Source organism: Stenotrophomonas sp. GD03958 (assembly GCF_029839005.1).
GTDB classification, from domain to species: domain Bacteria; phylum Pseudomonadota; class Gammaproteobacteria; order Xanthomonadales; family Xanthomonadaceae; genus Stenotrophomonas; species Stenotrophomonas hibiscicola.
Window position 1 is genome coordinate 1 of record NZ_JAOBZT010000146.1, and the last position, 906, is coordinate 906.

Genomic DNA, 906 nt, shown 5'->3' on the forward strand with positions numbered 1-906 from the left:
GTCGCCAACACCCGGGCCGGGATAGCCAAGTGGCTCAAAACCTTGCCCCAGCGATGCCGGATTGGCATGGAAGCGACGGGACGGTACTACGAGTTGTTGGCTCGGATGGCTGGCCAGGCGGGCCACGTTGTCTATGTAATCGATCCACGGCTGATCAAGAACTACGCTCGGGCGACGGGCTCGCGCGGCAAGACAGATGCCATGGATGCCCAAGCGATCGCCCGCTATGTGAAGAAGGAGAGCGACCGCCTGCGTGAATACGTACCGCGTACTGACGAGCAGCAGCAGATGCACGATTTGCTGCGCAAGCGGCGAGCGCTGGTGGAGACGCGCGCGCGCTTGGAGCAATCCTTCGGGGTAAGCAAAAGTGACCCTGGGGAGCTGTCTGATCTGTTCTGCGCTCTGGCTGGGACGCTGTCCGAGCTGGAAAGCGAACTGCAGCGCTTGGGCCGCGATGGAGAGCATGGCGCGCTCTACAAGCGCCTGCTGACCATCCCGGGTATCGGCCCTGCCGTCGCGTCCCACCTGATTTACTACATGACGCGCTGGCCGTTGGCCAACGCCAACGCATGGATTGCCTGCACCGGCCTGGATCCCCGGCCCAACGAGTCTGGCGGCAGAACTGGACGACGTCGGCTGTCCAAACAGGGCGCACCGATGCTGCGCCAGATGCTCTACATGGCTGCAATGGGGCTCAAGCGGTGTCGCCGGGGGCAACCGCTCTACGACGAACTGTCAAAACGCGGTCACCCCAGCACCGCCGTCTTCAACATTCTGGCAAGGAAGCTGGCCAGGATCGCCTGGGGCGTGTTCAAAAGCGGCCGAGACTTCGATCCGGCCATGCTGAAGGTGGGTCAAGCCTGCTTCCAGCAGGCTTGACCACGAACATAGGATCTCGACTCTACA

The 906-nt window shown here is 62.5% G+C and carries 1 protein-coding gene; it reads left to right on the top strand.

Annotated elements, in window-relative coordinates; genetic code table 11:
• Positions 1 to 879 (top strand): transposase (locus N5C25_RS20470; protein WP_279937802.1); only part of this gene is annotated, 879 nt, incomplete at its 5' end.
• Positions 880 to 906 lie beyond the last annotated feature (27 nt).